The 13076-nt window shown below is 62.0% G+C and carries 12 protein-coding genes and 1 riboswitch; of the genes, 2 read left to right on the forward strand and 10 right to left on the reverse strand.

All coding sequences use genetic code 11. The features are described from left to right. Positions 1–118 precede the first annotated feature (118 nt). The 5 genes from IB263_RS15200 to IB263_RS15220 form a co-directional block, all read right to left on the reverse strand. Positions 119–1399, reverse strand: coding sequence for a D-tagatose-bisphosphate aldolase, class II, non-catalytic subunit (locus tag IB263_RS15200; protein WP_192438672.1), 1281 nt, complete (start codon positions 1397–1399; stop codon positions 119–121). Positions 1400–1404: 5 nt separating this feature from the next. Continuing rightward, positions 1405–2346 carry a sugar kinase gene (locus tag IB263_RS15205; RefSeq protein ID WP_060601765.1) on the reverse strand — a complete coding sequence of 314 codons (942 nt, stop codon included), beginning with the start codon at positions 2344–2346 and terminating at the stop codon, positions 1405–1407. Positions 2347–2368: 22 nt separating this feature from the next. After that, positions 2369–3331 carry an ABC transporter permease gene (locus IB263_RS15210; RefSeq protein WP_060601762.1) on the reverse strand — a complete coding sequence of 321 codons (963 nt, stop codon included), beginning with the start codon at positions 3329–3331 and terminating at the stop codon, positions 2369–2371. Further along, positions 3328–4839, reverse strand: a complete 1512-nt coding sequence (locus IB263_RS15215; RefSeq protein ID WP_192438673.1) for a sugar ABC transporter ATP-binding protein — start codon at positions 4837–4839, stop codon at positions 3328–3330. Before IB263_RS15215 ends, IB263_RS15210 begins: the two co-directional genes overlap by 4 nt. A 111-nt stretch (positions 4840–4950) precedes the next feature. Next, positions 4951–5841, reverse strand: coding sequence for a substrate-binding domain-containing protein (locus IB263_RS15220; protein WP_192438674.1), 891 nt, complete (start codon positions 5839–5841; stop codon positions 4951–4953). A 259-nt stretch (positions 5842–6100) separates the two neighbouring features. Here IB263_RS15220 and IB263_RS15225 point away from each other — a divergent pair, with 259 nt between their 5' ends. Further along, positions 6101–6385 (forward strand): acylphosphatase, encoded by a 285-nt coding sequence (locus IB263_RS15225; protein ID WP_060530400.1) that lies wholly within the window; start codon positions 6101–6103, stop codon positions 6383–6385. 30 nt (positions 6386–6415) lie between these two features. Here the strand turns inward: IB263_RS15225 and IB263_RS15230 are convergent, their stop codons facing one another. Further along, on the reverse strand, positions 6416–7084 hold the full coding sequence (locus IB263_RS15230) for a TetR/AcrR family transcriptional regulator (RefSeq protein ID WP_192438675.1): 669 nt from the start codon (positions 7082–7084) through the stop codon (positions 6416–6418). A 189-nt stretch (positions 7085–7273) separates the two neighbouring features. On the opposite strand from IB263_RS15230, the gene IB263_RS15235 reads away from it, so the two are divergent. Then, entirely contained in the window at positions 7274–8470 is a 1197-nt protein-coding gene (locus IB263_RS15235) for a multidrug effflux MFS transporter (RefSeq protein ID WP_060521947.1), read from the forward strand. A gap of 79 nt (positions 8471–8549) precedes the next feature. On the opposite strand, the gene nrdF is transcribed toward IB263_RS15235, so the two are convergent. From nrdF to nrdH, 4 genes are all read right to left on the reverse strand, one after another. Next, a complete protein-coding gene (gene nrdF / locus IB263_RS15240) occupies positions 8550–9524 on the reverse strand; it encodes a class 1b ribonucleoside-diphosphate reductase subunit beta (RefSeq protein WP_110818810.1) in 975 nt (324 codons plus the stop codon). A 129-nt stretch (positions 9525–9653) separates the two neighbouring features. Beyond that, entirely contained in the window at positions 9654–11807 is a 2154-nt protein-coding gene (gene nrdE / locus IB263_RS15245; protein WP_192438676.1) for a class 1b ribonucleoside-diphosphate reductase subunit alpha, read from the reverse strand. Next, positions 11777–12193 carry a class Ib ribonucleoside-diphosphate reductase assembly flavoprotein NrdI gene (nrdI, locus tag IB263_RS15250; protein ID WP_110818808.1) on the reverse strand — a complete coding sequence of 139 codons (417 nt, stop codon included), beginning with the start codon at positions 12191–12193 and terminating at the stop codon, positions 11777–11779. The genes nrdE and nrdI overlap by 31 nt, the downstream gene beginning before the upstream one ends. Before the next feature lie 12 nt (positions 12194–12205). Next, a complete protein-coding gene (gene nrdH, locus IB263_RS15255; RefSeq protein ID WP_034805557.1) occupies positions 12206–12427 on the reverse strand; it encodes a glutaredoxin-like protein NrdH in 222 nt (73 codons plus the stop codon). Positions 12428–12814: 387 nt separating this feature from the next. Continuing rightward, positions 12815–13041, reverse strand: a riboswitch (cobalamin riboswitch). Positions 13042–13076 lie beyond the last annotated feature (35 nt).

The following is a 13076-nucleotide window of genomic DNA, read 5'->3' on the forward strand; positions in this document are numbered from 1 at the left end:
CTTGATCTGTCTGTCCACGGTCGCTGTGCCCCATATTGTTTTGATTTCGTTTATAGGTTCATTTCGAGGGGATAGGCAGTACCGGCTCGCAAATATTCACCGAACAGAGGGCCGGGCGCTAAGCGCGGCAGGCACTGAAGTAATCCTCGAGAACCCGATCGACGGCAGCAAGTGCCAGCGGTTTTGCTTGAGCCGCGACTTCACCGTCGCGCACGCGCTCGTAATTGCCGGGGAGATACTGGCTGATCAGCGTTTCCGCGATGACGACGCCGTCAAGCAGTGCCAGAAGTTCTTCGACGGCTGCCGCGACCTTCGGATGCGGCCAGTAATAGCGGATGCGGTCGCTATAGGAGAAGTGCCGCTGCAGCCGCTGGGCCTCCGCCGAGCCGTGGTAATACTTGCCCCAGTTGGCCGGCTCCTCGCGCATCACTTCCTCGGTGACGGCCGCCAGCGTCTGCTTGCGCGCCTCGGGGAAAAGGAAGGCGGCGATCTGGTCGAGGCCGTAGAGTGCCTCGCGCAAAGCGAAGGTCAGGCCCGGGCCGACCTTGAGAATGGCAAAGCCGTCGGAAACGAGATCGCGCAGCGCCTCTGGTGTCTGGTAGTCGGTCGAATGCGCTTCGAAGACGACGCCGTCGAGCTGTTTCAGGGTGGCGCTAAGCTTCGCCGCTTTCGCCCGGTCATAGGCGATCACGTTCTCGTTGCCGAACTCGACGCCCGGCTGGACCACCGCGCCCACGACACGTCCGAAGGCGTCGGCAGCGCCGGCCTTTTCAAACGCCTGGCGATGAATGGAGACGGTCTCGACCGCCGCCTCGGGTGCGGTGACTTCCAGCGTGTCGAGCTCTTCCAGTGCCCCGCCCGGAACCGGCACTTCGGTGCCGATGATGTAGACGGGAGCGGCGTGGTTTTCGCCGCGAATAGCGGCTTCGGCGGCAGCCGCCAGCCGCGCGGCGCGCTCCGCCGTCACCGCATCGGGCAGAGCCACCGGCTCGCCGGCGCAGCCCATGCTGGTATCGAGATGCAGCTTGGTGAAGCCGGCCTTGGCATAGGCTTCGATCATCGTCTCGGCCTTGGCCATGGCCTCTTCGGCCGCAAGGTGTTTCCACGGGTTGGGGCCGAGATGGTCGCCGCCAAGAATGATCTTGTCCTTCGGGAAGGCGACACGATCGGCGATCCCGGCGACGAAGCGGGTGAAATCGGCGGGCGTCATGCCGGTATAGCCGCCGTCCTGGTTGACCTGGTTGCAGGTCGCCTCGATCAAAAGCGCGGCATCTTCCTTCAGCGCCCGAAGCATGGCGGCTTCGATCACCAGCGGGTGGGCCGAGCAGACGGAGGGTATGCCGCGGGGGCCGGGGCGTTCGGACCAGCGGGCGATGTCGATCAGAAGGTTCTGTTGCATGGCGGTCAGCCCTTTTTCGCGGTGATGAAGGTTTCGAGATCGGCGCGCGTCGATGCGCCTTCCATCGGGCCGGAAATCATGACGGCGCGCGCGCCCGAGGCATTGGCGAATTCCAGTGCTTCAGCGGGCTTGGCTCCGTTCAGCCAGAAGGTGACGAAGGTCGCGCCGAAGCAGTCGCCGGCGCCGGTCGGGTCGATTTCCTCGACCGCAAAACCCGGATGCGAGAGCGTCGTTTCACGATCGAAATAGCTGGCGCCTTCGGCGCCGCGCTTGACGACGACCACCTTGATGCCGGTGGCGAGCAGCTCGGCAATGGCTTCCGCTTCGGTCTTTGCCTGCGTGAACAGGAAGAGTTCCTGTCCGCTCGGCAGGAAGACGTCGGTCTTGGCGAGCACCGCCTGCAGCGCCTCGCGCATGCCGGGACTGTCGAGGATTTCCGGCCGCAGGTTCGGGTCGAAGGAGACGGTGCCGCCGGCTGATTTGATGATCTCGATCGCGGCGATGATGCTCTCGACCACGCTTGGAGCGTAGAGCGACGAGCCCATCACGTGCAGGTGGCTGCAAGTTCCGACCAGCGCCCGGGTCGCCTCGTCGAGCCGGATCGTGCCGCAGGCACTGTGGCGGATGTTGAAGACGAAGGCGCGGCTGCCGTCGGCGCGGTAGCGCACGAAGGCGCTGCCGGTGGTGCCGAGCGGATCGACCGCGATACCCGAGATGTCGACGCCATCGGCCTTGAGCCGATCAAGGTTGACGTGGCCGAAATCGTCGTTGCCGACGCGCGAGATCATTGCCGCTGCCTGGCCGAGCTTGCCGACCTGGTCAATGAAGATCGCCGGCGCACCCGAGGGGTAGGGGCCGATCAAAGGGGTCGCCTGGCGAAAGCCGTCGCCCTTTTCCGTGGCGATGATCTCCACGAGAATTTCGCCGATCGTCAGTATCTTGTGCATGGGTATGTTCTCTTCGGAAAGATCAGCGCTTTGCCTGCTTGGCGCGTACGTCGAGCCAGACGGCGATCAGGATCACCAGGCCCTTGACGATGAGCTGGTAGAAGTAGGGGACCGACAGCATGTTCATGCCGTTGTTCATGACGCCGATGATGAGCGCGCCGATCAGCGTGCCGACCATGGTGCCGACGCCGCCGGCGAGCGAGGTGCCGCCGAGGACTGCCGCCGCGATCGCGTCGAGCTCGTAGCTCATGCCGGCATTGGTCTGGGCGGAGAACAGGCGGGAGGAGAGAAGCACGCCGCTGATCGCCGCCATCACGCCCGAGATCATGAAGATGGTGATCTTCAGCCGGTCGACCTTGATGCCGGAATAGACCGCTGCCTCGCGATTGCCGCCCGTCAGATAGGCGCGGCGGCCGAAGCTCGTCTTGCTCAAAAGGATGTGGTTGACGAGGAAGAGCACGGCGACGACCCAGATGATGATCGGCAGGCCGAGGAAGCTTTCGGTACCGATGGCGGTCCAGGTCGAGTTCTCGATCATCGCCGGCGCGCCGTTGGTCGGCAGGCTGACCATGCCGCGGTAGATGCCCATGGTCGCGACGGTGACGATGAAGGAGGGAAGCAGCAGTTTTGCCGTCAGCACGCCGTTCAGCATGCCCATCAGGGCGCCGGCAAGAAGCGTGACGACGAGCGCCGGCGCGAAGCCGAGACCGAAGGCGAAACATTGCGCCCCGACCATGCCCGCAACCGCGATGATCGAGCCGACCGAAAGGTCGATCTCGCCGAGCAGGATCACCCAGGTCATGCCGAAGGCGGCGATCGCCACCACGGCCACCTGCTGCAGGATGTTCATGAAGTTGACGACCGACATGAAGCGCGGGTTGAGGAAGGAGAAGATGACGCAGAGCATCACCAACGACAAAAGGATGCCGCCATACTGTTTCAGGGCGCGCAGGAAGGCGGCCTGGAGTTCGGATTGCTGCGTCATGATTTAAATCCCGTTGCGTGCGCCATGATCGTTTCCGGGTTGAGTTCGGCGCCGGAAAGCGTTGCGCCGATGACGCCCTCGTGCATGACGACGACGCGGTCGCTCATTCCCAGCACTTCCGGCAGCTCGGAGGAGATCAGCAGGATCGCCGTTCCCTCGGCCGCCAGCTGGCGGATGATCTTGTAGATTTCGAACTTGGCGCCGACATCGACGCCGCGAGTGGGCTCGTCGAGGATCAGCACCTTGGGCCGGGTCAGCAGCCACTTGGCGAGCACGATCTTCTGCTGGTTGCCGCCGCTGAGCGAACCCGAGGGCGTGTCGAGCGAATGGGTCTTGATCGCCAGCCGGCCGACTTCCTGGGCTGCCGCCGTGCGTTCGGCGCGGCTGCGGGTGAAGCCGAGCGGGCCGGTGAAATCGGAGAGCGCCGCCATCGAGATGTTCCAGCCGACGCTGTGGCTGAGGACCAGGCCCTCTTCCTTGCGGTTTTCGGTGACGAAGCCGATGCCGCGGGCGATTGCCTCTGCCGGCGAGCGGAAGCGGACCGGTTTCCCCTCGAAGTGCACAGTTCCGGTCGCAGCCTTCATGCCAAAGAGCGCGTTCATCACCTCGGAGCGGCCGGAGCCGACGAGGCCGAAGAAGCCGAGGATTTCACCGGGCCGGATGTCAAAGGAGATGTTCTCGAACTCGCCGTCGCGGGTGAGGTCGTCGACGGAGAGAACCGGCGTGGCATCCGGCTTCTGCTCGTGTGCCGCTGGCGGATAAATTTCGTCCATGCGGCGGCCGACCATCAGCGCGATCAGCGCCTCGATGGTGACGTCGTCGCGATCATGGGTGGAGACATATTCACCGTCGCGGATGACCGTGATGTCGTCGCTGAGCCGCATGATCTCTTCCATGCGGTGCGAGATGTAGATGACCGCGACGCCACGGCTCTTCAGCCGCGCGATGATGTCGAAGAGGATCTCGGCTTCGCTGTCGCTGAGCGACGACGTCGGCTCGTCGAGAATGACGACTTTGGCCTCGTGGCTTAAGCCCTTGGCGATCTCGACCAGCTGGCGCTGGGCGATCGAGAGATTGCCGACCTTCTCGCTGACATCGATCGGCAGGCCGAGATCGGCGACGATCGCGCGGGCCCTGGCGACCAGTTCCTTGTCGTTGATGAAGCCGAAGCGGCGTGGCTCGCGGGAGGCGAGAATGTTTTCGGCCACCGTCAGATTGCTGCAGAGGCTGAGTTCCTGGAAGACGATGGCAAGACCGAGGGCGGCGGCATCCTGCGGGTTGCGCGGCTGGTAGGGGCGCCCATCGAGGGCGATTTCCCCCGAGGTCGCCTCGTGAACCCCTGCGAGGATCTTCATCAGCGTCGATTTGCCGGCGCCGTTTTCGCCGAGCAGCGTGTGCACCCGGCCGCGCCGAACCTTGAGGCGCATGCCCTTCAGCGCCGCGACCTGGCCGAAGGATTTGGTGACGTCGTCGATTTCGAGAATGGTATCGCTGGTCGAACCAAACATGGCGGCCTCCTTCAGGTCAGCCGAGAGCAGCGCCTCCGGCCAGAGGACGGAAACGGACCCTGATGGGTTGCCGCCGCCCCTGAGGTGAGGCGGCGGCTGTCCTGGGAGGACTTACTTCGCGGTGTAGACGCCGGGGACGATCGGCTGTTCGGCCGGCACGGTCTCGCCGGCGGCAACCTTGACGGCGGTGTCGACCGCCTGCTTGCCCATCTGGTCCGGGAACTGTTGGATGACGCCGACCATGACAGGGTTCGTGTCGACGGCGTCGCGCGCTTCCTTCATGCCGTCGAAGCCGATGACCTTGACCTGGGATTCGAGACCCGCAGCCTTGACCGCAACGGCAGCGGCAAGGGCGGCATTGTCGCCGAAGCCGAAGATGCCGGTGATATCAGGATTGGCCTGCAGCATGTTCTGGGCGGCGGCCAATGCTTCGGCGCGGGTGATGCCGGTCTGGATCGCGACGATTTCCATGTCCGGATGCTTGGCGATCGCTTCCTTGAAGCCGTTGACACGGTTTACCACCGACTGGACCGTCGGATAGTCGATGACGGCGACCTTGCCCTTGTTGTCGAGAACCTTGGCCATCAGCTCGCCGGCCTTGACGCCGCCGGTGAAGTTGTCGGTGCCGATATGCGAGGTGACGGTCGCGCCATTTGCCGGAACGTCGACGGTGATCACCTTGATGCCGGCCTTCTCGGCTTTTTCGATCGCAGCGCGCACGCCCTGGCTGTCGACCGGCGAGATGACGATGACGTCGACGCCCTTGACGATGAAGTCTTCGACATCGGCGAGCTGCTTGTTCAGATCCTGGTTGGCGATCGAGACCTCGAGCTTGACGTTCTTGGCTTCAGCCTCGGCTTTCATCGCGTCGGCGAGCTCGATGTAGAACGGGTGCTGCTGGGTCAGAAGCGACGCGCCGATGCCGTCGGCAAAAGCCGAGGAGGCAAGGAGCGACAGCGCCGTGCCGGCGACGAGAGATTTCAGAATGCGGGACATGTTCATGGTTTCCTCCCTGGAAACGGCGCGGGCCTTCTTGTGTCTCAGCCAAGCTGGCGAGGCCCTCCCGCCGCCGTCTTGGTGAGGCCGTAAAAATCATAAAAGTTTTCGCGCGTCAACTTTTAAAAATACACGAACAAAATATTTGGAGCGCAGTGTGGAAATTTCTACGTTGCAGCGGTCGTCCTTTCAGTCCTTTTGCGGGTGGCTTGTCTTTCCGGAGCCTTGCGCCAGATTTCATGACAAACGGCAAAGGAGACGAGCCATGGCTGAGACCGGCAAGACGGCGTTGGTCCGCATTCTTGGGCGGGTGCAAGGCGTCAGCTTCAGGGTCTGGACGCGTGACGAGGCGCGCAAGCTCGGTCTGGTGGGATGGGTTCGAAACGAGGCGGACGGGTCGGTGGCCGCCTTGATCAGCGGCCCGGAGGACGCGGTCACCCTCATGCTCGAGCGCCTGCATGACGGGCCGCCGGCGGCATGGGTTTCGAAGGTCGTTGCCGAATTTGTCGAGCCGCCCGGGCACATCGGTGACTTTCGCATCACCAAATAGGCCGGGATTGGTTTTTAGCGCCGGTTGGCGTTAGGCTTCCGAAACCGTTGACGGCCGGCCATAGGCGCGCAGGAACGTCTTCACCGCCCTGCGGGCGCTGATCTCCAGCTCTGCTTCGCTCGGCGTTTCACCGAAGAGCCCACCCATCTGCAGGTCGGCCTTGATCAGTGCGATGAACTGGCGCGCCGCGAGGTCGAAATCGTCGATGTCGAGCGGTGCGATGTGGGCAAGGCGCGCAAACAGCGCCGCCAGCGCCCGATCGGTCTTGCCCGGTCCCTGCTCCCGCCAGAACTGGAAGAGATGCGGATAGCGGTTGCCCTCGGTCGAGATCAGCTTCTGGATGAACTTGGCGTCCTGGTTGCAATTGCAGTTCTTGTTGAGGCGCACGGCAAATTCGGCCAGGTCTTCCTCGAGGTTATCGCCGTTTTCAGGAAAGGTCGCGAGGATGGAGAAAAGCACGCCGTTCACGCGATCCATGATGTCCTGGATCACCGCCATGAACAGCGTCTCTTTCTCGCGGTAGTGATTGTAGATGGTCTGACGCGAGACACCCGCCGCGACGGCGATCTCGTCGATGCTGGCGCCGGAAAAGCCTTCCCGACAGAAAACATCGGCCGCGGCCTCCAGGATCGAGAGGCGTTTCGCGAATTGCCCTTTCTGGGGGCGAGCGTCAGACGAGGCCAAATCAAATTTCTTCATGGACCGAAGATAGGCGCCATTGACGATTTAGACAATGCTGTCTAATTTGACACGTATGTCCAAATTAATGGACGGAATAGTCAGCGCAGGATGCGTATCCCCAACGTTCGATCCTGGCACGACGATGTCTTTGAGTTTCAATCCGGGCGGCAGCGATTTCGGCGCCGCGATTTCTGAAAGTTCATTGCCATGACAACGTCCTTCCTCCGCACGGCGATCGTGCTCGGCCTGATCTCGGCGATCGGCCCCTTTGCAATCGACATGTATCTGCCGGCCTTGCCGTCGATCGGCAAGGACCTGACGGCCGAAAACGGCGTGGTGCAGTTCAGCCTGCTGGCGTTCTTCATCTCCTTTGCCATCTCGCAGCTTGTCTATGGCCCCCTCTCCGATATTTGGGGCCGCAAGGCTCCGCTCTATCTCGGCATCGGCCTCTTCACCGTCGCCAGCATCGGCTGCGCGCTTTCGACCGACATCGAAACCCTGATCGCCTTCCGCTTCCTGCAAGGGATCGGCGGTGCCGCCGGCATGGTCATTCCGCGCGCCGTGGTGCGCGACATGCACACGGGCGTCCAGGCTGCGCGGCTGATGTCGATGCTGATGCTGGTCTTCAGCATTTCGCCGATCCTGGCGCCGCTTGCCGGCAGCGCCGTCATCGGCTTCTACGGTTGGCGCGGCGTGTTCTATGCGGTGACCATCGCCGCCTTCATCGGCCTGATCCTGCTGTCGACGCAATTGCAGGAAACCCGGCCGAAGAAGGATCGCGCCGACAGCAGTATCGCAAGTGCGCTTGCCGCCTATCGCCTGCTTCTCTCCGACCGCAATTTCCTGACGCTCACCTTCATCGGCGGCCTCGGCATTTCCGGGTTCCTGGTCTATCTCGCCAATTCGCCCTTCGTGCTGATCGACCATTATGGGCTGACGCCGACTGAGTACAGCATCGCCTTTTCGATCAATGCCGTGTCGTTCTTCGCTGTGTCGCAGGCGACCGGCTGGCTCGGCGAGCGCTTCGGTCTGGTGCGGGTCATGCATCTTGCCGTCGGCGCGTTCGCGCTGACCATGGTCACGATGTTTATCGTCATGAGCCTCGGCTTCAACCAGTTGCCTGTCATGGCCGCGTTCCTCTTCGTCGGCTATGGCGTGCTCGGCCTGGTTATCCCGACCTCGGCGGTGCTGGCGCTTGAAGACCACGGCGAGATCGCCGGCACGGCCTCGGCACTGATGGGTACGCTACACTTCGTCACCGCCGCCGTCGCCATGGTGGTTGCGACTATCTTCTTCGACGGAACGGCCCTGCCGATGGCCGGCGCGATCGCCGCTTGCGCCCTTGCCGCCTTCCTGCTGACGCAAGCAACGATCGGCCGCAGCCGGGTGGTCGCGGCAGAGTAGGCGCTGCTATTGCTGAACAAAGGCCGGCGAGGGCGTCCTCGCCGGCCTTTGTTGTCAGGTATGACCGAATGGACCGTCCTTAAAAATTCCAGTCCTCGTCCTCGGTCGCCACAGCCTTGCCGATAACGTAGGACGAACCGGAACCGGAGAAGAAGTCGTGGTTCTCGTCGGCATTCGGCGAAAGCGCCGAGAGAATGGCCGGGTTGACCTTGCAGGCTTCCGCCGGAAACAGCGCCTCGTAGCCGAGGTTCATCAGTGCCTTGTTGGCGTTGTAGTGCAGGAACTTCTTCACGTCTTCGGTCAGGCCGACGCCGTCATAGAGCGCCTCGGTGTATTTCGCTTCGTTGTCGTAGAGGTCGAGCAGCAAGTCGAAGGCGAAATCCTTGATCTCCTGGCGGCGTTCCTCGCTCAAGCGCTCCAGCGCGCGCTGGAACTTGTAGCCGATGTAATAGCCGTGCACCGCCTCGTCGCGAATGATCAGCCGGATCATGTCGGCGGTGTTGGTGAGCTTGGCGCGGCTCGACCAGTACATCGGCAGATAGAAGCCGGAATAGAACAGGAAGCTTTCGAGAAAGACGCTCGCGACCTTCTTCTTCAGGGGATCGCCGGAGGCATACTCCGCCATGATCAGCGCTGACTTCTTCTGCAGGAACTCGTTCTCTTCCGACCAGCGATAGGCGTCATCGACATCGGGTGTCAGGCAGAGCGTCGAGAAGATCGAGGAATAGGAGCGGGCATGCACCGCCTCCATGAAGGAGATGTTGGAAAGCACCGCCTCCTCATGTGGGGTGGCCGCATCTTCCATCAGTCGGACGGCGCCGACGCCGTTCTGGATCGTGTCGAGCAAGGTGAGGCCGGTGAAGACGCGGATGGTGAGTGTCTGCTCCTCCGGCTTCAGCGTTGCCCAGGAGGGAATGTCGTTGGAAAGCGGCACCTTCTCCGGCAGCCAGAAATTGCCGGTCAGACGGTTCCAGACCTCCAGGTCCTTGTCGTCTTCGATGCGGTTCCAGTTGATGGCGCGGATGCGGCTTGCGGGTTTGGTGTGCATGTTCATGTCGTTGAACCTTTGTGATCGTGTATGCCTCATCGCGCGGTGAGGGGGTGCCCCTCATCCGCCTGCCGGGACCTTCTCCCCGCTTGCGGGGAGAGGGCTAGGGTGAGGGGCCGTTACTGGAATGCGAGGTTACAGCGCGCAGGAAACGCAGCCCTGGACCTGCGTACCCTCGAGCGCCATCTGCCGAAGGCGGATGTAGTAGATGGTCTTGATGCCCCTCTTCCAGGCATGGATCTGAGCACGGTTGATGTCGCGGGTCGTTGCCGTGTCGCGAAAGAACAGGGTCAGCGACAGGCCCTGGTCGACGTGCTGGGTGGCGGCCGCATAGGTGTCGATGATCTTCTCCGGCCCGATCTCGTAGGCGTCCTGGTAATATTCGAGATTGTCGTTGGTCATGAAGGCGGCCGGATAGTAGACGCGGCCGATCTTGCCTTCCTTGCGGATCTCGATCTTCGAGACGATCGGGTGGATCGAGGAAGTGGAGTGGTTGATGTAGGAGATCGAACCGGTCGGCGGCACGGCCTGGAGGTTCTGGTTGTAAAGGCCACCTTCTATCACTGCCCGTTTCAGCTCCCGCCAATCCTCCTGAGTCGGGATCGAGATGCCGGCTTCCTCGAACAGGCCCTTCACCTTTTCGGTCGCCGGCAGCCATTCGGTCTCGGTGTATTTGTCGAAATAGTCACCCGACGCGTATTTCGAGTTTTCGAAGCCGGCGAAGCTCTTGCCCTTTTCGACCGCCAGCCGGTTCGACGCGCGGATGGCGTGATAGGTCACCGTGTAGAAATAGATGTTGGTGAAATCGATGCCTTCCTCGGAGCCGTAGTAGATGCGCTCGCGGGCGAGATAGCCGTGCAGGTTCATCTGCCCGAGGCCGATCGCGTGGCTGTCGTCGTTGCCCTTTTCGATCGAGGGCACGGACGAGATGTGGCTCATTTCGGAGACGGCGGTGAGGGCGCGGATCGAGGTCTCGATCGTCTGGCCGAAATCCGGGCTGTCCATCGCAGCCGCAATGTTCAGCGAACCGAGATTGCAGGAGATGTCCTTGCCCATGTGCTTGTAGGAGAGGTCGTCGTTGAACGCGCTCGCTTCGCTCACCTGCAGGATTTCCGAGCAGAGATTGCTCATGGTGATGCGCCCGGCGATCGGGTTTGCCCGGTTCACCGTGTCCTCGAACATGATGTAGGGATAACCGCTTTCGAACTGGATCTCGGCGATGATCTGGAAGAAGTCGCGCGCCTTGATCTTGCGCTTGCGGATGCGGGCATCCTCGACCATCTCGCGGTACTTCTCGGTCACCGAAATCTCGGTGAGGGGCACGCCATAGACCTGCTCCACGTCATAGGGTGAGAACAGATACATGTCCTCGTTGTTGCGGGCGAGCTCGAAGGTGATGTCGGGGATGACGACGCCGAGCGACAGCGTCTTGATGCGGATCTTCTCGTCGGCGTTTTCGCGCTTGGTATCGAGGAAGCGCATGATGTCGGGGTGGTGGGCGTGCAGGTAGACAGCACCGGCTCCCTGGCGCGCGCCGAGTTGGTTGGCGTAAGAGAAACTGTCTTCGAGCAGCTTCATGACCGGGATGACGCCGGATGACTGGTTCTCGATCTGCTTGATCGGCGCGCCCATCTCGCGGATGTTGGTGAGCGACAGCGCCACGCCGCCACCGCGCTTGGAAAGCTGCAGCGCCGAATTGATGGCGCGGCCGATACTCTCCATGTTGTCCTCGATCCGGAGCAGAAAGCAGGAGACGAGCTCGCCGCGGCTCTTCTTGCCGGCGTTGAGGAAAGTCGGCGTTGCCGGCTGGAAGCGGCCGGAGATGATCTCGTCGACGAGATCGCGGGCAAGCCCCTCGTTGCCGCGCGCCAAGGCCATCGCCACCATGCAGACACGGTCTTCGTAGCGTTCCAGGTAGCGCTTTCCGTCGAAGGTCTTCAGCGTATAGGACGTGTAGTATTTGAACGCCCCGAGGAAGGTCGGAAAGCGGAACTTCTTTGAATAGGCATGATCGTAGAGATCGCGCACGAAGTTGAAGGAATACTGGTCCAGCACTTCCTGCTCGTAATAGCCCTCGGTCACCAGATAATCGAGTTTTTCCCGGAGGTTATGGAAGAACACCGTGTTCTGGTTGACGTGCTGGAGGAAGTACTGTTTCGCCGCCTGCCGGTCCTTGTCGAGCTGGATCCGTCCCTCTTCGTCATAGAGGTTCAGCATTGCGTTCAGCGCATGATAGTCGAGCGCTGCTTCCGTCGCCTTCAAGGGGCGTTCGAGTGTCGTGACGTCCAAAATCGTTCCATCCCGTTTTTGACATTGGCGACGTCCTCGTCGGTCCCGAGCAGCTCGAACCGGTAGAGATAGGGTACCCGGCACTTGGCCGAAATCACGTCGCCGGCGATCCCGTAGGTCGCGCCGAAATTGCTGTTGCCCGCTGCGATCACGCCGCGGATGTGAGAGCGGTTGCCCGCGTCGTTCAAGAAGCGGATGACCTGCTTCGGCACCGCCCCGCGGCCATCGTCGCCGCAATAGGTCGGCACGATCAGCACGTAGGGCTCTGCGACCGTAAGTGCGTCCTTACCTTCCCTGAGCGGTATGCGGGCGGCGCGAAGGCCGAGCTTTTCGACGAAGCGATGGGTGTTTTCCGAGCGGCTGGAAAAATAGACGATCAGGCCCATCGCCAGCGTCCTTCAGGAAAGCGCGCTGATCATGTCCGGGCGGAAACCCGCCCAATGCCGCTCGCCGGCGACGACGACCGGGACCTGCCGATAGCCAAGACCCTGCACCAGCGCGAATGCATCGGAATCCTCGGAGATATCGACGATGCGATAATCGATGCCTTGGCGGTCGAGCGCACGGGTTGTGGCGGTGCATTGGACGCAGGCTGGTTTGCTGTAGACGGTGATCGACATGGGTTCCTCGTGGGGGTCTGGCAAATGGGCGCAAAAAGTCGTCGGATCGCGCGAACGCGAACCGTGGTGTTGGCGATTGGACACGAAACATCGCTCCCCGGTCGCCTCGACCGGAGTTGACGTCGTCAAGCTGGCCCAAGGTCGGTTACGCAACCGGGCCGGCTCGTTTTGGTCGGGCGCTCAGGAATTCCGCGGATGCGGGTTTTCAAGGCGCGGCCTTTCAATCAGGCGCGCAACAACGCGCACCCGTCCGCAGAAGGTGGATCTGAACTGGAAGAAACTGGCATGACTTCACCCCGAAGCTTTCGACGGGCTGCCGGGGAGACGTCGAGACGATCGGGCAGGCTCATCCTGCCACGCACTCAACCCCTCCGGACACCCCGCCCGTGGACGTTTGGTGATCGAGGCAGGTCTCCTGGCTTACGGGTCAAAGCTTCCATCCCGACCTTCCCGAGGCCTCATGCCTCAGTGGTCCAAATCCGGACAGTCGCTCGCCGTCTACAGTTGCGGGGGCAGCTACGGCATAGCCTCAGCGGAAACCCGCCGGCGCACCGTATTCCCGTCTTAGCTCCCAATCCTTGCGAATCGGAAGAACCTCGAACACTAGATATAGTAGTTCATCGCAAATCTGCGTCAATAGGTTCCGTAT

It is taken from the genome of Ensifer sp. ENS03, assembly GCF_014852035.1.
GTDB lineage: Bacteria > Pseudomonadota > Alphaproteobacteria > Rhizobiales > Rhizobiaceae > Ensifer > Ensifer adhaerens.

What these genes read in the sequence shown, in the direction of transcription:
- IB263_RS15235 (WP_060521947.1), top strand. Translation starts at nt 7,274, where the DNA reads ATGACAACGTCCTTCCTCCGCACGGCGATCGTGCTCGGCCTGATCTCG.
- IB263_RS15220 (WP_192438674.1), bottom strand. Translation starts at nt 5,841, where the DNA reads ATGAACATGTCCCGCATTCTGAAATCTCTCGTCGCCGGCACGGCGCTG.
- nrdI (WP_110818808.1), bottom strand. Translation starts at nt 12,193, where the DNA reads ATGGGCCTGATCGTCTATTTTTCCAGCCGCTCGGAAAACACCCATCGC.
- nrdF (WP_110818810.1), bottom strand. Translation starts at nt 9,524, where the DNA reads ATGAACATGCACACCAAACCCGCAAGCCGCATCCGCGCCATCAACTGG.
- nrdH (WP_034805557.1), bottom strand. Translation starts at nt 12,427, where the DNA reads ATGTCGATCACCGTCTACAGCAAACCAGCCTGCGTCCAATGCACCGCC.
- IB263_RS15230 (WP_192438675.1), bottom strand. Translation starts at nt 7,084, where the DNA reads ATGAAGAAATTTGATTTGGCCTCGTCTGACGCTCGCCCCCAGAAAGGG.
- IB263_RS15215 (WP_192438673.1), bottom strand. Translation starts at nt 4,839, where the DNA reads ATGTTTGGTTCGACCAGCGATACCATTCTCGAAATCGACGACGTCACC.
- IB263_RS15210 (WP_060601762.1), bottom strand. Translation starts at nt 3,331, where the DNA reads ATGACGCAGCAATCCGAACTCCAGGCCGCCTTCCTGCGCGCCCTGAAA.
- IB263_RS15225 (WP_060530400.1), top strand. Translation starts at nt 6,101, where the DNA reads ATGGCTGAGACCGGCAAGACGGCGTTGGTCCGCATTCTTGGGCGGGTG.
- IB263_RS15200 (WP_192438672.1), bottom strand. Translation starts at nt 1,399, where the DNA reads ATGCAACAGAACCTTCTGATCGACATCGCCCGCTGGTCCGAACGCCCC.
- IB263_RS15205 (WP_060601765.1), bottom strand. Translation starts at nt 2,346, where the DNA reads ATGCACAAGATACTGACGATCGGCGAAATTCTCGTGGAGATCATCGCC.